At 65.2% G+C, this 20,677-nt stretch carries 16 protein-coding genes, 6 pseudogenes and 1 riboswitch; of the genes and pseudogenes, 14 read left to right on the plus strand and 8 right to left on the minus strand.

Annotation, left to right across the window (positions count from 1 at the left end; all coding sequences use genetic code 11):
• Positions 1 to 16 precede the first annotated feature (16 nt).
• The 5 genes and pseudogenes from PE067_RS21700 to glpD all read right to left on the minus strand — a co-directional run.
• A pseudogene (locus tag PE067_RS21700) lies at positions 17 to 843 on the minus strand (carbohydrate ABC transporter permease).
• Positions 804 to 1,729 (minus strand): annotated as a pseudogene (locus tag PE067_RS00900) (sugar ABC transporter permease). Before PE067_RS00900 ends, PE067_RS21700 begins: the two co-directional pseudogenes overlap by 40 nt.
• A pseudogene (locus tag PE067_RS00905) lies at positions 1,729 to 2,815 on the minus strand (ABC transporter ATP-binding protein). Before PE067_RS00905 ends, PE067_RS00900 begins: the two co-directional pseudogenes overlap by 1 nt.
• Position 2,816: 1 nt before the next feature.
• The gene (locus tag PE067_RS00910; protein ID WP_346429646.1) at positions 2,817 to 3,986 is read right to left on the minus strand and encodes an ABC transporter ATP-binding protein; all 1,170 of its coding nucleotides are present in this window, start codon (positions 3,984 to 3,986) and stop codon (positions 2,817 to 2,819) included.
• Positions 3,981 to 5,552 (minus strand): annotated as a pseudogene (gene glpD / locus PE067_RS00915) (glycerol-3-phosphate dehydrogenase); the annotation flags it as partial. The pseudogene glpD and the gene PE067_RS00910, both read right to left, overlap by 6 nt.
• Before the next feature lie 217 nt (positions 5,553 to 5,769).
• Between glpD and PE067_RS00920 the strand changes: the two are divergent.
• A complete protein-coding gene (locus PE067_RS00920; RefSeq protein ID WP_276187409.1) occupies positions 5,770 to 6,555 on the plus strand; it encodes a DeoR/GlpR family DNA-binding transcription regulator in 786 nt (261 codons plus the stop codon).
• Positions 6,556 to 6,645: 90 nt separating this feature from the next.
• The gene (locus PE067_RS00925) at positions 6,646 to 7,491 is read left to right on the plus strand and encodes a helix-turn-helix transcriptional regulator (protein ID WP_276187410.1); all 846 of its coding nucleotides are present in this window, start codon (positions 6,646 to 6,648) and stop codon (positions 7,489 to 7,491) included.
• Here the strand turns inward: PE067_RS00925 and ade are convergent.
• Positions 7,478 to 9,181 (minus strand): adenine deaminase, encoded by a 1,704-nt coding sequence (gene ade / locus PE067_RS00930; RefSeq protein WP_276187411.1) that lies wholly within the window; start codon positions 9,179 to 9,181, stop codon positions 7,478 to 7,480. The two genes, PE067_RS00925 and ade, sit on opposite strands and share 14 nt — an antisense overlap.
• Positions 9,182 to 9,482: 301 nt before the next feature.
• On the opposite strand from ade, the gene PE067_RS00935 reads away from it, so the two are divergent.
• The 9 genes and pseudogenes from PE067_RS00935 to PE067_RS00980 all read left to right on the plus strand — a co-directional run bounded on the left by PE067_RS00935 (position 9,483) and on the right by PE067_RS00980 (position 16,873).
• On the plus strand, positions 9,483 to 9,959 hold the full coding sequence (locus PE067_RS00935) for a TRAP transporter small permease (RefSeq protein ID WP_276187412.1): 477 nt from the start codon (positions 9,483 to 9,485) through the stop codon (positions 9,957 to 9,959).
• Positions 9,960 to 10,072: 113 nt separating this feature from the next.
• Positions 10,073 to 11,357 (plus strand): annotated as a pseudogene (locus PE067_RS21705) (TRAP transporter large permease).
• Positions 11,358 to 11,401: 44 nt separating this feature from the next.
• A complete protein-coding gene (locus PE067_RS00950) occupies positions 11,402 to 12,421 on the plus strand; it encodes a TRAP transporter substrate-binding protein (RefSeq protein ID WP_276187414.1) in 1,020 nt (339 codons plus the stop codon).
• 5 nt (positions 12,422 to 12,426) lie between these two features.
• Positions 12,427 to 13,020: a helix-turn-helix domain-containing protein gene (locus PE067_RS00955; protein WP_276187415.1), complete on the plus strand. Its 594-nt coding sequence runs from the start codon at positions 12,427 to 12,429 to the stop codon at positions 13,018 to 13,020.
• Complete coding sequence (locus PE067_RS00960) at positions 13,017 to 13,271, plus strand: hypothetical protein (RefSeq protein WP_276187416.1); 255 nt, start codon at positions 13,017 to 13,019, stop codon at positions 13,269 to 13,271. The genes PE067_RS00955 and PE067_RS00960 overlap by 4 nt, the downstream gene beginning before the upstream one ends.
• A gap of 10 nt (positions 13,272 to 13,281) precedes the next feature.
• Positions 13,282 to 14,451 (plus strand): acetyl-CoA acetyltransferase, encoded by a 1,170-nt coding sequence (locus PE067_RS00965; RefSeq protein ID WP_276187417.1) that lies wholly within the window; start codon positions 13,282 to 13,284, stop codon positions 14,449 to 14,451.
• On the plus strand, positions 14,448 to 15,134 hold the full coding sequence (locus PE067_RS00970) for an AMP-binding protein (protein ID WP_276187418.1): 687 nt from the start codon (positions 14,448 to 14,450) through the stop codon (positions 15,132 to 15,134). The genes PE067_RS00965 and PE067_RS00970 overlap by 4 nt, the downstream gene beginning before the upstream one ends.
• Positions 15,112 to 15,462: pseudogene (locus tag PE067_RS00975) on the plus strand (AMP-binding protein); the annotation flags it as partial. The gene PE067_RS00970 and the pseudogene PE067_RS00975, both read left to right, overlap by 23 nt.
• 28 nt (positions 15,463 to 15,490) lie before the next feature.
• Positions 15,491 to 16,873 (plus strand): AMP-binding protein, encoded by a 1,383-nt coding sequence (locus PE067_RS00980; RefSeq protein WP_276187419.1) that lies wholly within the window; start codon positions 15,491 to 15,493, stop codon positions 16,871 to 16,873.
• A gap of 15 nt (positions 16,874 to 16,888) precedes the next feature.
• Here the strand turns inward: PE067_RS00980 and PE067_RS00985 are convergent, their stop codons facing one another.
• Positions 16,889 to 17,035 carry a hypothetical protein gene (locus tag PE067_RS00985; RefSeq protein WP_276187420.1) on the minus strand — a complete coding sequence of 49 codons (147 nt, stop codon included), beginning with the start codon at positions 17,033 to 17,035 and terminating at the stop codon, positions 16,889 to 16,891.
• Positions 17,036 to 17,106: 71 nt separating this feature from the next.
• Between PE067_RS00985 and PE067_RS00990 the strand changes: the two genes are divergently transcribed.
• Positions 17,107 to 17,631 carry an SDR family oxidoreductase gene (locus tag PE067_RS00990; protein ID WP_276187421.1) on the plus strand — a complete coding sequence of 175 codons (525 nt, stop codon included), beginning with the start codon at positions 17,107 to 17,109 and terminating at the stop codon, positions 17,629 to 17,631.
• Between the two features lie 70 nt (positions 17,632 to 17,701).
• Positions 17,702 to 17,884, plus strand: a riboswitch (cobalamin riboswitch).
• A gap of 61 nt (positions 17,885 to 17,945) precedes the next feature.
• Entirely contained in the window at positions 17,946 to 18,635 is a 690-nt protein-coding gene (bluB, locus tag PE067_RS00995) for a 5,6-dimethylbenzimidazole synthase (protein WP_276187422.1), read from the plus strand.
• Positions 18,636 to 18,642: 7 nt separating this feature from the next.
• Here the strand turns inward: bluB and PE067_RS01000 are convergent, their stop codons facing one another.
• Positions 18,643 to 19,353 (minus strand): hypothetical protein, encoded by a 711-nt coding sequence (locus tag PE067_RS01000; protein ID WP_276187423.1) that lies wholly within the window; start codon positions 19,351 to 19,353, stop codon positions 18,643 to 18,645.
• A gap of 176 nt (positions 19,354 to 19,529) precedes the next feature.
• On the opposite strand from PE067_RS01000, the gene PE067_RS01005 reads away from it, so the two are divergent.
• Positions 19,530 to 20,633 (plus strand): ABC transporter substrate-binding protein, encoded by a 1,104-nt coding sequence (locus tag PE067_RS01005; RefSeq protein ID WP_276187424.1) that lies wholly within the window; start codon positions 19,530 to 19,532, stop codon positions 20,631 to 20,633.
• The last annotated feature ends 44 nt before the right edge of the window (positions 20,634 to 20,677 follow it).

A 20,677-nucleotide genomic window follows, 5' to 3' on the forward strand; every position in this document is an offset into this window, starting at 1 on the left:
GTATCGGTGATGCTCATCACACCCTCCCCGCGGCAAAGCCCTTGGCGAAGCGATGCGGTTGACGCTGACAAATCCAGACGCACCAGGCGCACCGGGGATGATGGTCAGGACCCCGGCTGCGGCCAAGACGCCCCAATCCATGCCCGACGCGCTGACCGTGCGGGCTGCAGCGGTTTCGCGCGATGGGGCTTGGCGTTGACCGAGGTCTGCCGTCCGCGACAGCAGCAGTTCGAATCTTCCAGGAAAACATGAAAACAGGAAAACGCCGCCACCCCGATCCCCGACGCGATCAGCGGCATGACGATCCCGACGAAGAACTGCGGAAAGGAATAGCCGTCGATATAGGCGGTTTCGTCGATTTCGCCGGGACGCCGCGCATGAACCCCGAGATCCAGACCGCCAGCGGCACGTTGAACAGGCAATGCGCCAGCGCCACCGCGATATGCGTCAGTCGCCAGACAGCGCTGACCATAAATAAGAGCTGGAAGAACGGCAGCGCGAACACGGCGGGCGGCGACATGCGGTTGGTCAGCAGCCAGAAAACAGGTGCTTGTCCCACGCATGTTGCCATAGCGGCTGAAGGTACAGGCGCAGGCGGCGGCAGCGCCACGGCGATGGAAATTCACCGGTATTCATCACCACAGCAGATCGAAACTGACGCAACCCATATACCAGCTGGGGTTCTGGTCAGACGACGCGTAATTGCGCAGCGCGAAATCGCGCGGGAACAGGGTGAAGGCGTTGGTGATCTCGGCGGCTTCGTCTTTGAAGCTCATCGGCGTCTATCAGCCAATAGATCGGGATCAGCAGGAACAGCAGATACGAGCACCATGACCACGGCAGAGGAACGGTTGCGCATCATTGCCCTCTTCCCGGTCAAGGTTGGTCATCACGGTGTAAAACACCCAACTGACCAGCAGGATCACCAGAAAATACATCAGGCTGAAGGCCGCGGCCGGGCCAAGGTCGAACTGCCCCACGGCCATTTTAACAAGGTCGATGGACAGGAAGGTGGTCGAATTGCCCTGACCGCCGCCGGTGACGACGAAAGGCGTCGGTATAGATCATGAAACTGTCCATGAAACGCAGCAGGATGGCGATCAGCAGAACGCCCTTCATCTTCGGCAGTTCAATGCAGCGAAACACCGCCCAACGGCTGGCCTGGTCGATGCGGGCGGCCTGATAATAGGCCTGCAGGATGGATTGCAGCCCGGCATAGCACAGCAGCGCGACAAGGCTGGTCCAGTGCCAGACATCCATGACCACCACCGTGATCCACGCATCCACCGGGTCATTGGTATAATTATAGTCGATCCCCAGCCCCGACAGCGTCCGCCCCAGCAGGCCGATATCGACGCGGCCAAAGATCTGCCAGATCGTGCCGACCACGTTGAAGGGGATCAGCAACGGCAGCGCCATCGTGACCAGCACCAGACTGACCAGAGACCCCTTTTCGGCATGTTCAGCGCGATGAAGATGCCCAGAGGATCTCTATCGCCAGAATGATCGCGGAAAACAGCGCCTGCCGCCCAAGCGCTGCATGCAGGCGCGAGGAGTGGATCATTTCGTCAAACCACTCCAGCCCGGCCCAAAAGAACTGGTTGTTGCCGAATGTGTCGTTGAAGGCGTAGTTGACCACCGTCATCAGCGGGATCACCGCCGAAAAGGCGACGATGGCCAGCACCGGCAGGACCAGAAACCACGCGCGGTTGTTGCGGGTCTTTTCCATCACTGGCCCCCATTCACGGCAGCGACGCGCCAGTCGTCGCGGTAGATGTTGATGCGTTCGGGCTGAAAGGCCAGCCGGGTGGCGTCGGCGTCTATCGGCGTGCCTTCGAGGATCACGGCGATGACGGGGCGGCCCATGATCTCGCCGCGCAGCAGGCGGTGGCGGCCGACATCCTCGATCCGCTGGATGGTGACGGGCAGGCCGGGGCCGCTGGTCAGGGTGACATGTTCGGGGCGGATGCCGATCTGGACGCGGCCCTGCGGCGCACCGTAATCGGCGCCAAGCGCCACGACCTCGCCCCCCGGCAGCCGGGCGGTCGTGCCCTGCACATCGGCATCCAGAAAATTCATGCCGGGAGAGCCGATGAAATAGCCGACAAAGGCGCGTTCGGGCCGGTCGAACAGTTCGGCGGGCGTGCCGACCTGCACGACGCGCCCGTCATCGCATGACCACGACCTTGTCGGCGAATGTCAGCGCCTCGGTCTGGTCATGGGTCACATAGATCATCGTATGCGCGACCTCGCGGTGAAGCTGCTTCAACTGGGTGCGCAATTCCCATTTCATATGCGGGTCGATGACGGTCAGGGGTTCGTCGAACAGGATCGCGTTCACGTCTTCGCGGACCATGCCGCGGCCAAGGCTGATCTTTTGCTTGGCATCGGCGGTCAGGCCGCGCGCTTGCGGTGCAGCGCGTCCTCCATCCCGATCATGCGGGCGATCTGGGCGACGCGGGCCTGAATGCGATCCGCCTGCATCCCGCGATTGCGCGAGGGAAAGGCCAGATTGTCATAAACGCTCATGGTGTCGTAGACGACGGGGAACTGGAACACCTGCGCGATATTGCGCGCGGTGGTGGGCGCGTGGGTCACGTCGCGATCCCCGAACAGCACCCGCCCCTGCGACGGGATCAGCAGGCCCGAGATGATGTTCAGCAGCGTCGTCTTGCCCACAGCCCGAGGCGCCCAGCAGGGCATAGGCGCCGCCGTCTTCCCAGACATGGGTCATCTGTTTCAGCGCGAAATCATCATCCGATTTCGGGCGCGGCAGATAGCTGTGGGCCAGGTTTTCAAGCGTGATCCGTGCCATGTCAGGCCGCCCTTGCATAGGCGGCGGTGGCGGCAAGCGCGCCCGCGCCGTCGAACAGATACAGATGCTGCGGATCGACCCAGACCGTCACATCGCTGCCCGGTTCCAGATCGTGGACGCCATGGACCAGCCCGACCCAACGATCCGCCCCATGTTCCAGATGCGGGAATGTTTCCGAGCCGGTGATTTCCGTCCCGATCACCCGGCAGACAAAGGGCAAGGCGCGGTCATGGGGTGCGCGCTGCCGCAGGTGATTGGCGCGGAAACCGGCGGTATAGGCGCCATCGGGCAGATCGGGCAAGCGGCCATCCGGTGGCGACCGCGGAGTGCCGCGCCGATCTGCACGCTGCCGTGCGCCCATCCGCAGCGGCGCGAAATTCATCGGCGGATCGCTGAAGACGCGGGCGGTGATCGCATCGCCGGGGTTGCGATAGACGCGCGGCGTCGGGCCGAACTGGGTGACGCGGCCTTCCCACATCGTCGCGGTCTGGCCGCCCAGCAACAGCGCCTCTTCGGGTTCGGTGGTGGCATAGACGAAAATCGCGCCCGAGGTTTCAAAGATGCGGGGGATTTCGATGCGTAATTCCTCGCGCAGCTTGTAGTCCAGATTGGCCAGCGGCTCGTCCAGCAGGACCAGCCCGGCGTCCTTGACCAGCGCACGGGCCAGCGCGCAACGCTGCTGCTGGCCGCCCGACAGTTCCAGCGGCTTGCGGGCCAGCATCGGGGTCAGGCGCAGCATTTCGGCGGTGTCGCGGACGCGGCGGTCGATATCCTCGCGCGCGACCCCCATGATCCGCAGCGGAGAGGCGATGTTTTCGTAAACCGAAAGGCCGGGATAGTTGATGAACTGCTGATAGACCATGGCAACGCCCCGGTCCTGCACGCGCTGGCCGGTGACATCCGGACCATTCCACAGGATGCGCCCGGTCGTCGGCTGGTCCAGCCCGGCCATCAGCCGCATCAGGCTGGTCTTGCCCGCGAGGGTCGGCCCCAGCAGGACGTTCATCGTCCCCTCTTGCAGCCGCAGATCGGTCGGGTGAATATGCACCCTGCCGCCCACCACGCGCGAGACGCCTTGCAATTCCAGTGTCATGCCCCTCCTCCCCGGCCTCCTCTCGGCCTGTGGCAAGCTGTTCTGTGGCGCGCTCCCCGCGCCCGATTCAGCCTGCATGAAATCACCCAGCGCGGCGATCCGGGCCGCATCCAGATGCAACCCCAGCCGCGTGCGCCGCCAGACCACATCCTCGGCGGTCAGGGCGTATTCGCGGGTCATCAGCCAGCGCACCTCGGCCTCGGTCAGACCGGCGCCGAAATCGCGGCCCAGATCGGCGGCGGTCTGCGCCCCGGCCAGAATGCGCGCGGCATCGGTGCCATAGGCGCGGATCAGGCGCTGCGCCTGCGCGGGCGTCAGGAACTGATGCGCCGCCCGCAAGTGCGCGGCCAGCGCGCCCGCGCCATCGACCGGGAAATCGCCGCCGGGCAGCGCCACGCCCGCCGTCCATTCGCCGCCAGCCTGCGGGAAACAGGGCAGCAGCTTTTCCAGCGCATGTTCGGCCAGACGGCGATAGGTGGTGATCTTGCCGCCAAAGACATTCAGCAGGGGCGCCCCGTCCCGATCCAGCCGCAGGACATATTCCCGCGTCGCCGCCGTGGCCGAACTGGCGCCGTCATCATACAGCGGCCGCACGCCGGAATAGCTCCAGACCACGTCCTGCGCCGTCACCGGCTGGCGGAAATAACCCGAGGCGAAGCGGCACAGGTAATCGCGTTCCTCATCCGAGCAATGCGCCTGTTCAGGCGTGCCCCGGTGGTCCTTGTCGGTGGTGCCGATCAGGGTGAAGTCCTGCTCATAGGGGATCGCAAAGATGATGCGCCCGTCCGTGCCCTGAAAGAAATAACAGCGGTCGTGGTCATACAGCTTGCGGGTGACGATATGGCTGCCGCGCACCAGACGCACGCCTTCGGTCGTGTCGAGATGGGCGACATCGCGCAGCACGTCCTTGACCGAGGGGCCGCCCGCATTGACCAGCGCGCGGGCGCGGTGCTGCCGGCGACCGCCCTGCCCCTCGGTCACGATTTCCCACAGGTCGCCGATGCGTTCGGCCGAAACCACCCGCGTGCGGGTCAGGATGCGCGCGCCCCGCGCCTCTGCATCGCGGGCGTTCAGCACGACAAGGCGCGAATCCTGCACCCAGCAATCGGAATATTCCCAGGCGGTGTGAAAGCCGGGGCGCAGCGCCTTGCCGACGACATCGCTGTCCAGATCGACGCGCCGCGTGCCGGGCAGGATCTGGCGACCGCCCAGATGGTCATAGAGAAACAGGCCAAACCGGATCAGCCACGCGGGCCTGCGCCCCTTCATCCAGGGCATGACACGGCCCAGCAACCGCGATGTCGGCGTGTCGTTTTCGAACCGCATATCCGGCGAATAGGGCAGCACGAACCGCATCGGCCAGCTGATATGGGGCATGGCGCGCAGCAGGGTTTCGCGTTCCTGCAACGCCTCGCGCACCAGCCGGAATTCGAAATATTCCAGATAGCGCAGCCCGCCGTGAAACAGCTTGGTCGAGGCCGACGAGGTCCCCTGCGCCAGATCGCCCATTTCGGCCAGCACCACCGACAGGCCACGGCCCGCCGCGTCCCGCGCGATGCCGCAGCCGTTGATGCCGCCGCCGATCACAAAGATGTCGCTGATACCGTCCTGCTGACCCACGTCGTCCGTTCCCCGGCCCGTCATACCAAAGCAGTAGCGGCTTTGCGCAACCGGTCAATCACTATTTTCGTTTATGTGCGATTTTTTCCAAAACGAAGATTATCACGCGGCAATGCAGCAATTTCTGCATCGCAACGAAACTTGGCAAGGCGATATGTTCTGGTGCATGATCGCTTTTTGCCCCGCGAAGCGGTGCGGCGGACGGGCGGCGCTAGGCCGGATCACAGCGAGGGAAAAGCGCGTGGCACTCAGCATCCGGCAAAGCGAAATTCTGGAACTGGCCCGGCATGACGGCCGGGTGCATGTCGATGATCTGGCGCAGCGTTTCGACGTGACGCTGCAGACCATCCGCCGCGATCTGGGCGATCTGGCCGAGGCGGGTCTGGTCGATCGCGTCCACGGCGGCGCCGTGCCGCGCACCGGCGTCGTCAATCTGGGCTACAGATCGCGCCGCCGCATGAATGCCGAGGCAAAGGCCGCCATCGCCGCCGCCTGCGCGGCGGAAATCGCCGACAATTCGTCGATGATCCTGAACCCTGGCACCTCGACCGAGGCGGTGGCCCATGCGCTGGTCAACCACCAGAACATCACCGTCGTCACCAACAACATGAACGTCGCCAATATCCTGCTGGCCAATCCGGGCTGCGAAATCATGGTGGCGGGCGGCGCCCTGCGGCGTTCGGACGGGGGCATCGTGGGTGAAATGACCACCCAGTTCATCGAACAGTTCAAGGTCGATTTCGCGGTCATCGGCACGTCCGGGCTGGATCAGGACGGCGACCTGCTGGACTATGATCTGGCCGAGGTCCGCGTCAGCCGCGCCATCCTGCGCCAGTCGCGCCGCGCCTTTGTCGTGACCGACCATTCCAAGGTCGGCCGTTCTGCCCCCGCGCGAATCGCCAGCCTGTCGGAAATCGACACGCTTTTCACCGACCGCCCCCTGCCCGCCCGGATCAAAGGGCTGTGCGCCGATTGGGGAACCCGGCTGCGGATCTGTTCCACGGCTGGATCCGACCATCCGGAATAATTTTATACGATATGGATAAATCAATTATTTGACTGATTGGTCTGCCGCACTCTACATCCCCTGCGTGTTTTATGTGGTGTGGAGGTCAGGTTGAATCTCAGATCGCTCAGGCTGGAACGCGGCCTTAGTCAGGCGGCGCTTGCGGAACGGATCGGCACGACGCAGCAGACGGTCGCGCGTTGGGAAACCGGAAAATCGCAGGTCAGCATCGCGCAGCTGCGCGCGCTGGCCGTCGCGCTGGACAGCAGCATCGCCGCCATTCTGGGCGAAACCGGACCCGCGCGCCGCCCGGCCCGCCGCACCGCTGCCGCCCTGCCCGATGACCGCCCCTTTGGCACGCTGACGCTGGAATTTCCGGGCCACAGCCGGTCCCATCCCATCGCCCGGGGCGCTCTGGATGCGCTGAGCGCCGATCTGGCCGCGCGCGATCCGGGACAGGGCGGCGCCGCGACGACGACCGAATGGCTGGTCACGGCGACGCTGGACGGGCGCCGGATCTTTATCAACCCGCTGCATCTGACCACGCTGCGGATGCTGGCCCACAGCGACCGGCACCCGATCCCCGAATACCTGCCCTGCCCCGTGCAAGAGGCGCTGTGCCGCTGGCCGCAAGCCGATCTGCCCGACACCCTGCGCCGCGAATGCGAATCGGCAATCGCGCGGCTTGGCGACCAGATCGCGACGCAGGCCCGCCGCCTGGCCGTGATCTTTGCCGATGGGCGCCAGGATGCGCTGCCGATGAATTGCGCGAATGCCGCCGTTATCGCATCGCTGGAACAGGAACGCGCGGCCATCGCCCGCGCCTGTTACCTGCGGCTGCTGCATGACGACGGGCAGCACCATTTCGCCAATCTGGACCATGTCGCGCTGATCGACGCGCCGCTTGGGCTGATGCGGGAACAGGCGCTGCCGGGGGATGGCGCTAGCCCGGAATGATCTCGAATCTGGTGACATCGACCATGCCGCGGTCGGTGATCTTCAGCGCGGGAATGACCGGCAGGGCCAGAAAGGCCAGTTGCAGGAACGGTTCTTCCAGTTCGACGCCAAGGCTGCGGGCGGCGGCGCGCAGGGCAACCAGCTTTTCGCGAACGTCCTCGTAGCTCAGCAGGCTCATCAGCCCGGCGATGGGCAGCGCGAGTTCGGCCAGAATTTCGCCGTCGCGGGCAACGACAAAGCCGCCCTCGATTTCGGTCAGGCGATCTGCGGCCAGCGCCATATCGCCGTAATCGGCCCCCACCGCGATGATATTGTGATGGTCGTGACAGACGGTCGAGGCGATGGCCCCCGCCTTCAGCCCGAAACCCTGCACGAAACCCGTCGCGATATTGCCGTTCTTGCCGTGGCGTTCGACCACCGCGATGCGCATCAGGTCGCGTTCGGGATCCGGCGCCTTGTCACCGTCGCGGATGGGGATGTCATGGCGCAGATGTTCGGTGATGATCTTGCCCGGGATGATCCCCACAACATCGGTTTCGCTGCGATTGCCGGTCGCGCGGAAATCCCGCGCCGTGACGCGCGGCGCCTTGACCGAATTGCGCCCGATGTCACCCATCGCGGGCAGTGCCGCAAAAGCCGCGTCATCGACCACCCGCCCGCCGCAGATCACCAGCCGCGCGTCGCAACCGGCCAGCGAACCAAGCGCCACGATATCGGCGCGCAGCCCCGGCGCGATCAGCCCGCGATCCTTCAGCCCGAACGCCTCTGCCGCAGACAAGGACGCCGCGCGATAGGCCGCCAATGGCGAGGTGCCAAGCGCGATCAGCCGCCGCAGCATATAGTCCAGATGCCCGTGTTCGGCGATATCCAGCGGGTTCCGGTCGTCGGTGCACAGGCAGATATAGGCGCTGGTCGCATCGCTCAGCACCGGTTGCAGCGCGTCCAGATCCTTGCTGACCGAGCCTTCGCGGATCAGCACCCGCATCCCCTTGCGCAGCTTTTCCAGCGCCTCGGTCGCGGTCGTCGCCTCGTGTTCAGTGCGGATGCCGGCGGCGATACAGGCGTTCAGGTCATGGCCGGTCAGTTGCGGGCAATGGCCGTCGATATGGCCGCCCTGAAACAGCGCCAGTTTCGCCATCGGGCCGGGGTCGCATTGAATGACGCCGGGATAATTCATGAATTCCGCCAGCCCGATCCCCGAAGGATGGCCGATCAGGGGGCGCAGGTCCTCCGCCTCGATCCGCGCGCCTGAGGTTTCCATATCAGTCGAGGGCACGCAGGATGACAGTTGCACGCGCAGGTCCATCAGCACGGCATCGGATGCCTGCTGAAACCAGCGGATGCCATCGACGCCGATGACATTGGCGATCTCATGCGGGTCGCAGATCGCCGTGGTGATGCCGCGCGGGGTCACGCAGCGGTCGAACTCCTGCGGGGTCAGCAGGCTGCTTTCGACATGCAGATGGGTGTCGATGAAACCCGGCACCAGCACCAGCCCGGTCACGTCGATTTCGCGCTGGCCGCGATAGCTGCCGCAGGTCCCGACGATGCGGTCGCCGCAGATCGCGACATCGCCGTCCAGCATCGCACCCGTGACCAGATCAAAGACCCGCCCGCCTTTCAGGACCAGACCAGCCGGTTCGCGCCCCTGCGCCTGTGCGATGCGTTTTTCCAGCATTTCTTGGGACATGGCGGCTCTTTCCTTGGTGGGCTTCGGTCAATGGCGGGGGCGCCGCCTTGTGCCAGAATATCCCAGTTTGTGACAGGCGACAGCATTGAACCGAAAGGGCATTCCCGGATCGCGCCATAATGTGGAATGAAAAATCCAATGAGTTCCACCATCTGCACGGAAATGCGCCGGGCGCTGTCGTTTTTGCTTGCATTCCATGCTGGAAATCCGGGAAATCCCGATCCGGCAGAGGATTAAACGCTCCACGATGTGGAGCGGGTGACGGTCGAGGAGGGCCGCGCCACCAGGCGGGAGGATGAACATGCAACCCATCGACATCGAGTCGGGGGCCGAACTGGCGCTTGGCGGGATCGAGGCCACGACCGAACCCAAGCGCGCCGAACCCTGGATGCGCCCGATAGAGATCCTTGCCGCCGGCCTGCTGGTCGTCATGATCTGCATGGTTCTGGCCAATGTCTTTTTCCGCTATGTGCTGGCGAAACCGCTGATCTGGGGGGATGAGGTCGCCTCGATCAGCTTTATCTGGATGGCCATGCTGGGCGCCGCGCTGGCGGTCGACCGCCACGAACACATGCGCCTGACCGTGGTCCCGCCGCTGCTGCCCGAAAAACTGGCGCGGATCGTCGAGGTCGCGGGCCAGGTCATGGTCTGCATCCTGCTGCTGCGCCTGCTGCCCGTCGCCGTCGAATACGCCTATGAGGAGCGCTATGTCACCTCGCCCGCGCTTGGGCTGCCGATGTCGTGGCGGGCCTCGGCGATTCCGGTCGGATCGGGCTGATGGCGTTTCTGTCGCTGATCGCGGTGATCCGCACCAAGGCATGGGGGACAATCGCCGGGACGCTGATCGTGACCGGGATCGCGGTCGCCCTGATGTGGTATCTGCGCCCGACGATGCTGTCGATCGGCAACTGGAACCTGCCGATCTGGCTGGGCCTGCTGGTCGCGGTCCTGCTGGTCATCGGCGTGCCCATCGCCTTCTGCTTTGCGCTTGGCACGCTGGCCTATCTGACATTCGCCAGCCATTCGCCGATCTTCGTGATGATGGGCCGCATCGACGAAGGCATGTCGTCGCTGATCCTGCTGTCGGTGCCGGTCTTTGTCCTGCTGGGCTGCATCCTTGACGCGACGGGGATGGGCAAGGCCATCGTGAATTTCCTTGCCTCACTTCTGGGTCACGTCAAGGCGGGGATGAGCTATGTCCTGCTGGGCTCGATGTTCCTTGTGTCGGGGATTTCGGGGTCGAAAGTGTCGGATATGGCGACGGTCGCACCCGCACTGTTTCCCGAAATGCGCCGCCAGGGCCATTCGCCCTCCGAAATGACCGCGCTGCTGGCGACCGGGGCGGCGATGGCCGATACCGTGCCGCCGTCCATCGTGCTGATCGTGCTGGGTTCGGTCGCGGGCGTGTCCATCGCCGGGCTGTTCACCAGCGGCTTTGCCATCGCCATGGTGCTGCTGGTCATGCTGGCGATCCTGGCCCGCTGGAAGGCCCGCAACGAAGACATGTCCGGCGTCCAGCGCGCCACCCTGCCCTGTATCGGCAAGGTCGCCCTGATCGCGATCCCGGCGCTGGTCCTGCCCTTCATGATCCGCAGCCTTGTCGCGGGCGGCGTCGCCACCGCGACCGAGGTGTCGACCATCGCCGTCGTCTATGCCTTTGTCATCGGGGTCGTGCTGTATGGCGGCATTCCGATGCGCAAGCTGGGCACGATGCTGGTCGAAACCGCCGCCATGTCGGGCGCGATCCTGCTGATACTGGGCGCGGCATCGGCGGCCACGGGCGCTGACGCAATCCGGCTTTGCCCGCGACCTGATGAATATCGTCACGGCGCTGCCGGGCGGCTGGATCACCTTCATGCTGGCGTCCATCGTCATCTTTCTGGTGCTGGGCTGCTTGCTCGATGGGCTGCCCGCCATCGTGCTGCTGGCCCTGATCATGTTCCCGATCTCGCGCAGTCTGGGCATCCATGATATCCACTATTCCATGGTCATCGTCACCGCGATGAACATCGGCCTGATGGCGCCGCCCATCGGCATCGGTTTCTATATCGCCTGCAAGATCGCCAATGTCCCGGCCGATCAGGTCATGCGCAAGATCTGGTCCTATCTGGCCGCGCTGCTGGTCGGCCTGCTGGCGATTGCCGCCGTGCCGTGGTTTTCGACCGCGCTTCTGTAATCAATCACGACCACCAAACAAACGAACTTTCGGGAGGAGAAGACATGACCATCACCCGCCGCAACATCCTGCTGGGCGCCGCCGCCGGCGCGTTGGCCGCGCCCTTCATCCGGCCGGACACGGCCCGCGCGGCCGATTTCAGCTACAAGATCGCCAACAACCAGCCGATGGAGCATCCCAGCAACATCCGCCTGACCGAAGCGGTCGCGCGGATTCTGGAAGAAAGCTCGGGCGCGGTCGATATCCAGATCTTCCCCTCGAACCAGTTGGGCGCGGATACCGACGTGCTGGGCCAGTTGCGTTCGGGCGGGGTCGAATTCTTCCAGCTTTCGCCGGTGATCCTGTCGACGCTGGTCCCGAATGCCTCGATCAGCGGCATCGGCTATGCCTTTACCGATTACGACGCCGTGTGGCAGGCGATGGACGGCGAGCTGGGCGCCTATGCGCGCGGCCAGATCGAAAACGCCGGTCTGGTCGTCATGGACAAGATCTGGGACAACGGCTTCCGCCAGACGACTTCTTCGACCAAGCCCATCGTGACCCCCGCCGATCTGGAAGGGTTCAAGATCCGCGTGCCGGTCAGCCCGCTCTGGACCTCGCTTTATGCGGCCTTTGGTTCGGCCCCGGCCTCGATCAACTTTGCCGAGGTCTATACCGCGCTGCAGACCGGCATCGTCGATGGTCAGGAAAACCCGCTTGCGATCATGAAGGTCGCCAAGATGTGGGAGGTCCAGCCGCCTGGCCTGTCGATGACCAGCCACATGTGGGACGGTTTCTGGCTGCTTGGCAACCGCCGCGCATGGAACGCCCTGCCCGAAGACATGCAGCAGATCGTCGCGAAGAACTTCAACGCCTCGGCCGATCAGCAGCGCGCCGATGTCATGGCGCTGAACGCCACGCTGAAGGGCGAACTGGAATCCGAAGGTTTCGTCTTTAACGACGTCGATCCCAAGCTGTTCGAGGACAAGCTGCGCGAGGCCGGTTTCTACGCCCAGTGGAAAGACACCTATGGCGAAGATGCATGGGCCATTCTGGAAACCGCCATCGGCCGCAATCTGGCCTGACGCAGATGCGCGCGCCCGCCCTTTCGCCTGCAACGCCGCCCCCCGCGCACGGTTTGAAACCGGAACGCGCGGGGGGGTCGCAGGCCGTTGGGCGGGCGCTGTCGCTGCTGTCGTTGGTCGGGCGCGGCGGGGATGCGGGCCTTGGGCTGGCCGAACTGGCGCAGGCGGCGGGCGTGACACGCTCGACCGCGCGGCGGCTGCTGCTGGCGCTAGGCGCGGCGCGGCTGGTCGAACAGGATATCGCCACGCGGCGCTATCACCTTGGCCCGGAAACCTATCTGCTGGGGACATTCGCCGCCGAACGCCACGGCATCCTGACCCATGCCCGCGATTCGATGAACAGGCTGGCGGCGGAAACCGGCGATACCGTGCTGCTGACCGTGCCGCAGGACGACCACACGCTTTGCCTTGAACGCATCGAGGGCGCCTGTACCACATCTACGCACCCATGCGCTGGTGCGCGGCGACCGCAAGCCGATGGGCATGGGCGCCGGCGCGCTGGCCATTCTGGCCGCCCTGCCCGTGGCCGAATCCGACGCAGTGCGCCGCCGCATCGCTGCCCCTGGAGTCGGCGATCTGATGCCCGACCTGATCCATGACGAAAACCGCGCCCGCCAAGGCCGGCCATGCGCTGAACCCGGGACGCATCGTGCCGGGGTCCTGGGGGCTTGGCGTGGCGATCCGCTGGCCCGATGGCCGCCCGGCGGGCGCGCTGTCGCTGGCCGCGATCGAAAACCGCATGCGTCCCGACCGCCAGCCCGCGCTGGTCGCCGCCCTGCATCGCGAGGTCCGCATCATTCAGGACAGCCTGTCCCGCCTGTCCCGTCCCGAACCCCAAACCGAACCGTAAGGAGCACGACATGGCCGACCCCCTCATCGTCGGATGGGCGCATACGAAATTCGGCAAATCCGCCGCCCCCGACACCCAAACCCTGATGGCAGAGGTCGCCCTGCCCGCGCTGGACCATGCCGGGATCGCGCCCGCGCAGGTCGATGGCATTTTCACCGGCGTCTTCAACAACGGCTTTTCGCGGCAGGATTTTCAGGGCGCGCTGGTCGCCATGGGCACGCCCGAACTGCATGGCGTGCCGTTCCTGCGCACGGAAAACGCCTGCGCCGCCGGGTCCGCCGCGATCTATGCGGCGGCGGATTTCACCGCATCCGGTCGCGGGCGGGTGGCGCTGGTCATCGGTGCCGAAAAGATGTCGGCCACGCCCGGCGATCAGGTCGGCGACATCCTGCTGTCGGCCAGCTACCATGCCGAGGAAGGCGATATCCCCGGCGGTTTCGCGGGCGTCTTTGGCCGCATCACCGAAAATTATTTCCAGCGCCACGGCGACCGCTCGACCGAACTGGCGATGATCGCGGCCAAGAACCACGAAAACGGCATGCGCAACCCGCTTGCACATATGCAAAAGCTCTTTGATCTGGATTTCTGCAACACGCCTTCGGACAAGAACCCGCGGGTGGCGGGGCCGTTGCGGCGCACGGATTGCTCGCTGGTGTCGGACGGGGCGGCGGCGCTGGTCCCGGCGGATGCGGAAACCGCCGCCGGGCTGGCCCGCGCGATCCGTTTCCGCGCGCGCGCGCAGACCGGCGATTATCTGGCCCTGTCGCGGCGCGACCCCATCGCCTTTGACGGCCCGCGCCGGGCGTGGGCGCTGGCGCTGGAACAGGCGGGTCTGGGCATCCGCGACCTTGATCTGGTCGAAACCCATGACTGTTTCACCACCGCCGAGATGATCGAATACGAAGCCATGGGCCTTGCCGAACCCGGTCAGGGCTGGCGCGTCATCCGCGACGGCGTGACCCGTTTCGACGGCGCGCTGCCCGTCAACCCTTCGGGCGGGCTGAAATCGCGCGGCCATCCCATCGGCGCGACCGGCGTGTCGCAGCATGTCGTGGTCGCCATGCAGCTTGCGGGCGAAGCGGGCGCGATGCAGGTCCCCGGTGCGGCGCTTGGCGGGGTCCTCAACATGGGCGGCGCCGCCGTCGCCGGCTATTGTTCCATTCTGGAGCGCGAAAGATGACCGATCCCAAAGGCGGCATCACCCCGGTTTCGACGCGGGTGATGAACCTTGCGACCCTGCTGACCCAATCCGCGCGCCGCGACCCGGACGGCGTGGCGCTGGTCATGGGCGACAGCCGCTGGACATGGGCCGAATTCGACGCCCGCACCGATGCGCTGGCCCATGCCCTGCAAACCCGTTTCGGCCTGCAAAAGGGCGACCGGGTGATGTGTCAGTCCCAGAACTGTCTGGAAATGATGCAGGCCATGTTCGCGGTCTGGCGCGCGGGTGGGGTCTGGGTGCCCGCCAACTTCCGCCAGACCCCCGAAGAGGTCGCCTATCTGACCGAAGCATCCGGCGCCACGCTGATGTTTTGCAACGCGGCCTTTCCCGACCACGCCGCGGCCTGTCAGGGCGTGACGCTAATCGCCTTTGACGCGGCGGATTTTGCGCCTTCGGTTCAGGACATCACCGCCCGGAACATGGGTGAGACGCCGCAGGTCGCGGTGGTGGACCGCGACGATCCCTGCTGGTTCTTCTTTACCTCGGGGACCACGGGGCGGCCCAAGGCCAGCGTGCTGACGCATGGGCAGATGGCATTCGTGGTGACCAACCATCTGGCCGATCTGATGCCGGGGCTGACCGGCGATGATGCCTCGCTGGTCGTCGCGCCCTTGTCGCATGGCGCGGGGTGCATCAACTGACGCAGGTCGCGCGGGGGTGAAAACCATCCTGCTGCCGTCCGAGCGTTTCGACGTGGAACAGGTCTGGGGGCTGATCGCCGAATGGCGCGTGTCGACCATGTTCACCGTCCCGACGATCCTGAAACTTCTGGTCGAACATCCCTCGACCGCGACGGCGGATCATTCGTCCCTGCGCTATGTCATCTATGCGGGCGCGCCGATGTATCGGGTGGACCAGCAAAAGGCGCTGAACACGCTTGGCAAGGTCATCGTGCAATATTTCGGTCTGGGCGAGGTCACCGGCAATATCACCGTCCTGCCCGCCCATCTGCATGACGCGGGCGACGGCCCGCAGGTCCGTATCGGCACCTGCGGCCATGCCCGCACGGGGATCGAGGTTCAGGTCCAGAGACGATCAGGGCCGCGAACTGCCCCCCGGCCAGACCGGCGAAATCTGCGTCATCGGCCCGGCGGTTTTCGCGGGCTATTACCAGAACCCGGAAGCGAACCGGAAATCCTTTCGCGACGGCTGGTTTCGCACCGGCGATCTGGGCCATATGGACGATGCGGGGTTCCTGTATATCACCGGGCGCGAAAGCGACATGTTCATTTCCGGCGGCTCGAACGTCTACCCGCGCGAGATCGAGGAAAAGATCCTGACCCATCCCGCGATTTCCGAGGTCGCGGTGCTGGGCCTGCCCGATCCCCTGTGGGGCGAAATCGGTTGGGCGGTCTGCGTCGCCCATGCCCACGTGACCGAGGACGAACTGGCCGCTTTCCTTGACGGGAAGCTGTCGCGCTACAAGATGCCGAAACGGTTTCCTGTTCTGGGACGCGCTGCCGAAATCGGCCTATGGCAAGATCACCAAGAAAATGATCCGGCAGGAACTGGAGGCGCGCGGCCTGACGCCGCAGGCGGCACCGGCATGACCCGCATGATCCACCCCGGCCCGCGCGCCGCCCTGCGCGTGCAGGCCCGGCGCGCGGCGCTGCGCAAGCTCACCGGCATCACGCCCGCAGGCCAGACCGTGATGCAGGCCGTGGGCGATATTTTCGCGCAGGCCGGTTGCAAGGGCGGCATCCTGTGGCTGGACGGGGTCGTGCTGGAACTGATGCGTTTGCGTGGCCGCCCGCCCCCGCGACCGACGGGCTGCATGGCGCGTGGTATTCCGCGACGCATGCGCCCGAAGGCCGCTGGACGATCCGCAGCTCGACCGCGACGGTGGGGTGGAAAGACGGCGCGCCGTTCCTGCATTGCCACGGCATCTGGTCGGGCGGCGGCGATCCCGAAATGGGCCATCTGCTGCCCTTTGACAGCGTCATCGCCCAGGACGCCGAAGTGCGCGGCATCGGCGCCCCGGATACCCGGTTCGAGGCCCTGCCCGATGATGAGACCGCATTCACCCTGTTCACCCCAAAGGGCGAGGGCGCAGGCAGCGGGCTGTTCGTCCGCCTTCTGCCCGGCGAAGATAGTCGTGACCGCGATTGAGGCGCTGGCCCTGCGTTTCGGCATCCGGAACGGCCGCGTCTACGGTGTCGGCAGCATCGACCACATCCGTTTCGCCGAAGGCCACCGCATGGATTGCCACGCCACCGAACTGCGTCTGGACGGGGCGCGCATCACCGAGGGGCAGGCTCTGATCCGCATCGAGGTCGTGGACATCGACGGCAATATCGCAACCGGCATGCTGACGCGCGGGGACAACCCGGTCGGCGTGACGCTGGAACTGATCATCGAACCGCAAGAGGCATATCTATGAATAAAACCGCCATCGTCACCGGGGTGTCGCGGCATCGGTCTGGCCGCGACCGAGATTTTTCTGGAACAGGGCTGGCGCGTCGCCGTCGTCGACCGCGACACCGAAGAACTGCACCGCGCCTGCGATCACATCGAAAACGTGCTGCCGATCGAGGCGCGACATCTCCGACCCGCAGGCGGTCGATGGCGTGATCCGGCAAGACCGTCGAACGCTTTGGCCGCGTCGATGCGCTGGTGAACAACGCGGGCGTCGCGCTGTTCTCGACGGTCGGCCAGACCAGTTTCGAGCAATGGCGCGAAGTGATGGCGACGAACCTGGACGGCGTGTTCCTGTGCACGCAGGCCGCGACCGAGGAACTGGCCAAGACGCGCGGCGCCATCGTCAACATCGCCTCGATTTCCGGGCTGCGCGCCTCGACGCTGCGGGTGGCCTATGGCACGTCCAAGGCCGCCGTCATCCACCTGACCAAGCAATGCGCCGCCGAACTGGGCGAGCGGGGCATCCGCGTCAATTGCGTGGCCCCCGGCCCGGTCCGGACCAAGCTGGCCATGGCGGTGCATGCGCCCGGAGATCATCAGCGCCTATTACGACGCCATTCCCCTGAACCGCTATGGCGAGGCGCGCGAGATCGCCGAGGACGATCGTGTATCCTGTGCTCGGACAAGGCCAGCTTCGTCACCGGGCGGACGCTGGCGGTGGACGGCGGCTTTGACGCCACCGGCGTCGGCCTGCCCGCCCTGCGCCGCGATCCGGCCTGAGCGACGGGCCAGACGACGCCAGAGCCTGATGACACGAGGGCCGGGCCATTGCGCGCCCGGCCCGCTTTCGCTACCCCTGATCGTGCCTGCTGCCCCCCCGCCGGGGCAGGATCGGGAATGCGGCGCAAATCCGCGACATGCCCAACGCTGTAACGCGAACCGGGGCGGCAGGATGCCACGGGCCTTGGCCGAAAAGGCGCCGCGACCGGGATGATGCCAGATCAGAAGTCCGGCCAGACGACACGGGCCTTGCCATGCGGATGATGACCGGGTCGCCAATTTGACGGGGACCAGTTTGAAGGGGGGGAAACGTCATGCAACCATCCGATCCGCAGGGGCAGGATAAACTCGGGCCCGCTGCCGCCTTTACCGACGCCGAACGCGCCGCCGTCTATCGCGCCATCCACTCGCGCCGCGACGTGCGCAGCCAGTTCCTGCCCGATCCGCTGGATGACGCGCTGGTGATGCGGCTGTTGCAGGCGGCCCATGCCGCGCCCTCGGTCGGGCTGATGCAGCCCTGGGATTTCATCCTGATCCGGCAGGCGGACACCCGCGCCCGCATCCGCGCCGCCTTTCAGGCCGCCAATGACGAGGCGCAGGCGATGTTCCACGGCGAAAGGCGCGCGCTGTATTCGACGCTGAAACTGCAAGGGATCACGGATGCGCCCCTGAACATCTGCATCACCTGCGACCGCGCGCGCGGGGGCGATGTCGTGCTGGGCCGCACCCACAACCGCGACACCGATCTGTTTTCGACGGTCTGCGCGGTCCAGAACCTGTGGCTGGCCGCCCGCGCCGAAGGCGTCGGCGTGGGTTGGGTCAGCATCTTTCGCGACAGCGACCTGCGAAGGGTCCTGCGCCTGCCCGACCATGTCGTGCCGGTGGCCTATCTGTGCCTGGGCCATGTCCGCGAACTTTACACCGAACCCGAGCTGCAGGCCAAAGGCTGGGCGCAGCGCCTGCCGCTGGACCAGATGATCCGGCGGGAAAGCTGGGAGGGGTAATGACCCCTCAGCGCCTTTCGACCCGACAGGCCTTGTCGGCCCGCAATCCCCGGCGGTTCGATGTCGCATCCATCGCCTGTTTCAGCGCGTCCCGCGCCCGGACCGCGCCCGCAGGCTCAAGCTGGAAAAGGCAATCCACTGGCCCCGGCAGCACGGCGACGACCCACGCGACAATGGCTGGCGAGGTGTCGATCCCAACGACAGCTTCGCCCCGGGCGGCCAGTTGCAGGTTGTAGGTCAATCCACCGCGAAAGCTTCGCGTCCTGACCCTGACTTCGGTGATCCGCTCATATGCAACGCTTCGTTCGGACATCAGGCTGACGACGGTCAGGGTCTCATCGGTCAGCACCAGGCGCGGGCGCAGCGACCAGACCATGCCCACGCCCGACAGCACGGCAACCGTCATGAAAATCCGCGAGACACGCCTTGCCCGGTCCATGTCACTGTGCCTGAACGCGCGCCTGCGCTGCGCCGGGGTCGCCCGGCGCCATCTGCGTGCGCCGTGGACGTAAAAACCCAGAACGACCCCACAGAAAACGGCTGTTGCGAACAACATCTGCGCGGCAAAGGCCGCGCTTGGGAAATGGACGACCAGACCCGGCTCGGCGTGATGAATCAGTCGGAACAGCGGGCGATACAGCAGATATCCCACGATCAGCGGGGATGCCGCGATCACGGCCAGCAGCGCCGCAAATGCCACGACAACCAGAAAGCCCATCACGCCCCTTCCCGCAGGCGGGACAGCGGCAAAGACAACGGCACCCTTCGCGCAGAATGTGACGCCACGACAGCCAACCCGCCAATTTCCTTTACAACTTTGTCATGAGCCATGTTTAACTCATGCCAGCCGTCCACCGTCACATAAGCCGGGGACACCTTACAAGGATGAGGAAGATGAATATCCTGAAATGCACATCGGGGGCGATGGCCCTGCTGATCGCCTCGGGCAGCCTTGCCGCGGCCGATGATCTGGCCGCGCTGGAAGAAGCCGCGAAAAAGGAAGGCATGCTGACCACGATCGCCCTGCCCCATGACTGGTGCAACTATGGCGGCGTGATCGAAGGCTTCAAGGCCAAGTATCCCGACATCAAGATCAACGAACTGAACCCCGACGCAGGTTCGGCCGATGAGCTGGAGGCGATCCGCGCCAACAAGGGCAACACCGGCCCGCAGGCGCCCGACGTGATCGACGTGGGCCTGCCCTTTGGCCCCGCTGCCAAGGACGAAGGGCTGATCCAGCCCTACAAGGTCGCGACATGGGATTCGATTCCCGACGATGCCAAGGATGCCGAGGGCTATTGGTATGGCGACTATTACGGCGTCATGGCCTTTGGCGTGAACACCGATCTGGTCGAAACGATCCCGACCAAATGGACCGACCTGACCAACCCGGAATATGCCAATGCCTTTGCGCTGGCCGGCGATCCGCGCGCCTCGGCGCAGGCGATCATGTCGATGCTGGCCGCAGGCATCGCCAATGGCGGCGAACCGGGCGAGGCCTCGGGCCAGAAATCGCTGGAACTGTTCAAGCAGATCAACGACGCCCGGAACTTTGTCCCGGTCATCGGCAAATCGGCCACCATCGCGCAGGGGGCGACGCCCATCGTCGCGGCCTGGGACTACAACCTGCTCGCGTGGCGCGACAGCCTGAACGGCAACCCCCCGGTCGAGGTCGTCATCCCCGAGGACGGCGTCGTCGCGGGCGTCTACGCGCAGGCGATTTCGGCCCATGCGCCGCATCCGAATGCCGCGAAACTGTGGATGGAATACCTGTATTCCGACGAAGGCCAGCTGAAGTGGCTGGAAGGCTATTGCCACCCGATCCGCTTCAACGATCTGGTCGAACAGGGCAAGGTCCCGCAGGAACTGCTGGACGCGCTGCCCCCGGCGGACATGTATGCCAAGGCGGTTTTCCCGACGCTGGAACAGCAGGACGCCAACAAGAAAGTCGTGACGGAACAGTGGGATTCCGTTGTCGGCGCGGCTGTCGCGGAATAATCCTGATGTGAACGCAACGGTCCTGCCGGTTTTCGGCAGGACCA

It is taken from the genome of Paracoccus sp. DMF-8 (genome assembly GCF_029309835.1).
In the GTDB taxonomy this organism is placed as follows: Bacteria; Pseudomonadota; Alphaproteobacteria; order Rhodobacterales; family Rhodobacteraceae; genus Paracoccus.